At 33.0% G+C, this 5,650-nt stretch carries 3 protein-coding genes and 1 pseudogene; 1 reads left to right on the top strand and 3 read right to left on the bottom strand.

Annotation, left to right across the window (positions count from 1 at the left end; all coding sequences use genetic code 11):
* The 3 genes from ACVC2P_RS17225 to ACVC2P_RS17215 form a co-directional block, all read right to left on the bottom strand.
* On the bottom strand, positions 1–391 hold a 391-nt coding region (locus ACVC2P_RS17225; RefSeq protein WP_452599687.1), incomplete at its 3' end, for a 6-phosphogluconolactonase.
* A 107-nt stretch (positions 392–498) separates the two neighbouring features.
* Positions 499–2,085: a RagB/SusD family nutrient uptake outer membrane protein gene (locus ACVC2P_RS17220; protein ID WP_452599686.1), complete on the bottom strand. Its 1,587-nt coding sequence runs from the start codon at positions 2,083–2,085 to the stop codon at positions 499–501.
* A gap of 10 nt (positions 2,086–2,095) precedes the next feature.
* Complete coding sequence (locus ACVC2P_RS17215; RefSeq protein ID WP_452599685.1) at positions 2,096–5,122, bottom strand: TonB-dependent receptor domain-containing protein; 3,027 nt, start codon at positions 5,120–5,122, stop codon at positions 2,096–2,098.
* A 278-nt stretch (positions 5,123–5,400) separates the two neighbouring features.
* Between ACVC2P_RS17215 and ACVC2P_RS17210 the strand changes: the two are divergent.
* Positions 5,401–5,650, top strand: a pseudogene (locus ACVC2P_RS17210) (histidine kinase); the annotation flags it as partial.

Genomic DNA, 5,650 nt, shown 5'->3' with positions numbered 1-5,650 from the left:
TATTAATATGTTCTGGAAGTATATCGATATGATTGAATAAGTGCTCATGCATGAAATAAAAGTAACTTTGAATGTTACTTTTCTCCATCGGGTAATATTCGTCTAGATTGAAAGTTATAACATTTGCAAAACTCAATCCTTCTTCATTATGCATTCTAACTAATTCCTCATACACTTTAATGGGAGACGACCCTGTAGCTAACCCTAACACACAATGTTGGTTTAACGCAGCTTTTTCTCTAATTAAAGCAGCTATTTCTTGGGCTACTAATATTGAAGCCTCTATTGAAGAGTTAAAAATTACGTTATGTATTTTTTCATAACGTGAGTCTTCAAACATTCCCGCTTTTTTATATGAAATACGATTATAATCAGAAACTTCTACACTCATTGTTTTATTTTTATTATTCTAAGTTAGAACGAACGGGAAAAACAGCATCATTAATTCCCGTTTGTTCTATTAACTAACTCAAAAATTTACTTGTTCTCGTTTTTGTATTAAAAGTTTGATCCTCCTGTATCCCACCAAACTCTCGTGCCTCCATTGTCTGCTCCTCCTAAAAGGGAAACAGCATTAGCTACACCTGCAGCATTAGTAGATAATTCGCTATCTACAAATGGAATTCTTCTAATTTGAATTGCTGTATCTATAACACCTCCACTCTGGTTGCTTACTACTGGAAAGATTTTTGGATATCCTGTACGTCTAAACTCACTCCATGCTTCTTGTCCTTCTGGGAACATTGCAATCCATTTTTGTGTAATTATTTTCTCTAACTTAACTTCATTTGTATCTCCGGCATTCCAAGCTATTGTTACATTAGATAATGCTGCTATATTATTTCCTGGTGTTACAGGGTCTACATAATCTGCTGGTGTTGAAGTGTTATCTGCAATGTATGCTGCTGCTCCACTTGCTCCTCTTTGGTTAAAAGAAGTCATAATACCTTGCTCATAATTTGCTTGTGCACTACCAGCACCTGTCCAACCTCTTAAAGCCGCTTCTGCTTTTAAGAAATGTACCTCTGCTGCCGTCATTAATTGTACAGATGATGTTTTCACACTTTCATTTAAAGTTGAAAACCCAATATAATCTGCTTTTTGCGCTAATTCATCTGCGTATCCTGCTAATAATGGTAATCCATTACGAATACCTTTGTGCTGACCAGCGTAATCTACTGCTTCATCAAAATAGCTATCTATTCTAGCATCATTATACCCTGTTAATATGGATTCCATTGAAGCATTCATTCTAATATCTCCCCAAGAATTATCTATTGTTGCTAAAGGGTGACTTAATGAACTATTTACAAAAAAGTTATCTTCATTTGTTTCCATTAATCCTAATGATTGACTCAATGCTTTTTCTCCTTCTACTTTTGCCTTTACAGGATCTATCTTAGATATACGGATTGCTAAACGTAATCGTAAAGAATTCGCAGCTTTAACCCATTTAGTATAATCACCTCCATACGATAAATCGAAAGCAGAAAATCTTTGACTATCTATATCTGCCATTAGGTTAGCTACAGCCGTATCTAAATCTGCAAAAAAAGCATCATAAGCTTGTTCTTGAGAATCATAAACACCAACGTTTTCTAAATCTCCAAAACTGGTGTAAATAATTGGACCAAAAACATCTGATACTCTATGCATGGCTTCAACTTTTAATATTAAGGCTGTAGCATGTAATGTAGGAAAATCGTCTCGGGTTAAATCGCTAATGGCCTTAACATTATTCATTACATTGTTATAAGGTACGGTCCAAATAAAATCATTCCATCCACTTACCAAGTTGTAAGTAGTATTATTTGCCCCAGCTACAAAAGGGCGTGGGTTTGTCATATATCCAGAATAGACATCTGCATTTAAATTTTGTTGTAATTGGTATGACCATGCTGGAGTATATTGATAAATACTCTCAAATATGGGTTTATATTTAGAGCCTACATGCTGGAAATCTACCTCTAATTGGTCTTGTGTAATATCTCTTGGGTTGTTATTGATATCTTCTAAGTCACTACAAGAATTACCAACTAAACCAATGATAATTAAACACGCTAATAATTTGTTTATTTTTTTCATGAGTTAATTTTTAGAATGTTAAATTAATATTTAGTCCTACACTTCTTGTTGAAGGAAGTCCTAAAACATCTACACCTTGCAGTGCGTTACCTGTACTTAATGAAATATTAGGATCATGTGGTGCATCTTTATAAAAGAAAAATAAATTATTACCAACTAATGATGCTTTTATTCCTGAGAAAAATGATTCGTCCGATAGTTTAAACTTATACCCTAAAGCAAATTCGGCTAACCTTACATTAGTAGCACTGTATACATACTCACCAGTAAATCCATTACGTCCACCTGCGGCACTATAATATTCTTGCGCAGATAATGTTGATGTTACACCATCTGGGCTTACTATTGCTACAGATCCGTTACCAGATTCTCTAGCAGAGTTATTACTTAAGCCTTCTACAACAGCTTCCGTCATACTCACCGTTTCTCCTCCAAACTTACCATCAACTAAAAAGTCTAAAGAGAAGTTTTTATATTGAAAAGAGTTATTCCACCCTAAAGTAAAATCTGGATTTGCATTTCCTACTTTTTCTAAAGAAGGCACTCTATCGTCGTCATCTTGCTGCTGAATCACAATTCCATCTGAAGTATCTACTATAGGTAATCCGTTTTCATCTCTATCAACTACTTGTGCATAAATATCTCCAAAGGCACCACCTTCTACTAAATACGACCCAAATGTATTTACTCCTGGTGCACTAACAGGGAAATTAGATAATGTTTCTACTCCTTGAATACTAGAATCTATAAGTTTAATAATTTCATTTTTATTACTAGCAAAATTAACTGTCGTTTTCCATCTAAAATTATCTGTTTCCATTGGAATAGCGAATACTGTTGCTTCTACACCTTTATTTAATATATCTCCTGAGTTTATATTAGCTTGCCCTGAGGTTCCTGCTCCTGCGGCTACATTAACTGTAAAGTATTGATTAATTGTACTTGTTCTGTAATATCCTAGTTCAATTCCATATTTATTATCATTAAAACGCCACTCTGTACCTATTTCAAAAGAACGTTGACGTTCTGGTTCTGGTAAAGTTCCAGGGAAAGGATTAATAGGTTCTGTAGAACTTATTCCGCCACCTCCAAAAATTATAGATCGATTACGAGCTATTAAATCTGCTCCAAAGCCGTTACCAACCTCAGCATACGATGTACGCAACTTTGCAAAAGACACTTTATCTCCTAAGTTAAATAATTCGCTTAAAATTCCTGTAATACCAAATGATGGGTAGAAAAATGAGTTATTAGCTTCTGGTAAAGTAGAAGTCCAATCGTTTCTTGCCGTGATATCTAGATACACTTTATTTTTATATCCTAAAGTTGTACTTGAAAACAATGAGTACCCTTGAGTTCTATATGAGTTTTGCACAAAACTTACTTGTGGGTTTCCTTCAAAATTTTGATAAGAAAATACATTTGCAAACTGTAACCCACCATTGGTTCCAGAATCTGCATTAAACAATTCTGTTCTATTTCTTGTTGTGCTTGCTCCTACTAATGCCGTTAATGTAATATCGTCATTTATTGTTGGCGTAATTGTTGCGATTATGTCTCCAAAAACCTGAGTAAAATCTTGGTTAGAGGTAATATATCTTCCGTTTTCTGGCGCCAATGTAGCTTCAGTTGTTGCAAAAACTCTTTTTTCGTAATCTAGAATAGATTTATCATAAGTTCCTCTTGCTTGAAGTGATAACCAACCGTTAAACTTATATTTTAAATTTAATGAGGTTACTAATTTTTTATTATTATCTAAACTTGGATTACGATGTAAAATCCAATATGGATTTTGTTCTATATCTGATGTTGCTCTAAACCATCTTTGTGCTTGTATGTTTCTATCTGGATCATACGCTTCAAAATTACTATAATCTGATAATCTTTCTGTATCAGATTCAAACCCATAAGCTCCAACTAAAGGGTTAAAATATAATCCTGAAACTGGTCTGTTTTTTATTTTTTGTGAAGACACTAAAACATTAGCATTAATATTTAATCTATCATTAAATAATTGGGCAGTTTCTCTTATATTAAGTGTATGTTGCGTTAAAGTATTTGTTGGTAAAATACCAGAACTATTGGTATTACTGTATGAAAAATAGGTTTGCGCTTTATCTGTTCCTCCCGAAACATTTATAGAGTTAATGTTAGTAATGCCATTGTCGAAGAAATCATCTACATTACGTTCTGTTTCTCCATTAAAGTCCATAAAATAAGCTGCACTATCTACCGTAAGATTCGAAGAAAAATCGACTTTAAAGTTTCCTGCTCTTCCTTTCTTTGTTGTAATTAATATCACACCATTTAATCCTGCACTACCATATAAGGCAGAGGCTGATGCTCCTTTAAGTACTGTTAATGATTCTATATCGTCTGGATTAATTAAAGATAAAGCATCTCCTCCATCTCTGTTTCCTCCATTTATATCTCCAAAGGTGTCAGATGGTTGCCCTCCTGTTGGGTTTAATAAAGGAATTCCATCAACAACATAGAGCGGTTGATTGTTTCCAAGAGAAGAGTTTCCTCTTAATACCACTTTTACAGAACCTCCAGATCCTGAAGCGCTTCGTGTTATAGCTACACCAGATACTTTACCAGATAAACTATTAACTGGGTTAGTTTGTTTAGCCTTATTTAACTCGTCTGCATTAATATCTTGCGCAGCATAAGTTAAAGACTTTCTCGATTTTTTAACTCCTAAAGCTGTTACAATAACAGCGTCTAGTTGTTCTGCATCTTCTTCCAATTGTACATTAATGGTGTTAGAGTCTCCAACAACAACATCAACACTTGTCATTCCTAGAAACGAAAATGTTAAGACATCTCCTTTCGATGCGTTTATCGAATAATTACCATCAAAATCGGTTTGAGTTCCATTTGTAGTCCCTTTTACTAATACATTTACCCCTGGTGTTGGTTCACCATCGGCTTTAGCTGTAACAGTACCTTTTATTTCTTTTTCTTGGGCAAAAGATAATTGTACCGTTAATAATAAAAAAGAAAACAAGAATAGTGCTCTTAAGTTTTGTTTCATAATTTGATTATTTAGTCTTTAATTCGAACCTAAATTATTTATTAAAAAATAATTGAAGAAAAAAAATATATAAACAACATGACTTTACAACCAAACAGCACAAAACCATCGATAAGTGATTTTTAACAATTAAACTATTGCTAATTTAATTGCGCTTTAATTATTATATTCTTAAAATTGCTACATAAAAACTAAAAAAACACCAAGTTATAGAAGTTTCTTTGTTTAAAAATAGAATAGGTACCACCATACCCATAAAATATCATATTATTTTTTGGGTGAGTTGGTTTGTACTCAATGTTATACGCTGGGGAAGTTATTATCAAGATTATTGGTACTCCTTTAAATCTAATTTAGTAACTGTTTTCATGGGAGCTTTATTAGTATACGTAAATATCTACTTATTATATCCAAAATATATTTTACATAAAAAGTATTTAAAGTATATTATTTACTTTACCATCTCAATTGCTATATTTTATGTTGTTAGAACCGAACTTATTTACCTATTTATAAATGAAAATGTTT

The sequence above is a fragment of the Pontimicrobium sp. MEBiC01747 genome (assembly GCF_053601635.1).
This window is presented reverse-complemented; position numbering and strand designations above follow the sequence as displayed.